The 272-nt window shown below is 45.6% G+C and carries 1 protein-coding gene; it reads left to right on the top strand.

The features are described 5' to 3' along the window. On the top strand, positions 1-272 hold a 272-nt coding region (locus AAEZ05_RS28675; RefSeq protein WP_350649983.1), incomplete at both ends, for an SGNH hydrolase domain-containing protein.

The following is a 272-nucleotide window of genomic DNA, read 5'->3' as shown; positions in this document are numbered from 1 at the left end:
ATATTGTTCGGTGACAGTCACGCAGAATCAACTGCAGCAGCAGTGCAAATGGAGAATAAACAAGCGGCTTTGTCTTGGGCTCGTGGTGGCTGCCCGATACTGCAAAACTTTGAGATGCATGACAAAGAGCTAACTGATAAATGCCATGGTTTTATGCGTGAAAAGTTGGATACACTGGCTAAATCCTACCAGGGTATTCCCGTTATCCTATTTAGCCGGGCAGCGATGTATTTGGACACAAGCCGTGGAAATAACTATCGCACCTATATAGC

This window comes from Pseudomonas sp. HY13-MNA-CIBAN-0226 (assembly GCF_040310305.1).
Classification (GTDB): domain Bacteria; phylum Pseudomonadota; class Gammaproteobacteria; order Pseudomonadales; family Pseudomonadaceae; genus Aquipseudomonas; species Aquipseudomonas gregormendelii.
This window is presented reverse-complemented; position numbering and strand designations above follow the sequence as displayed.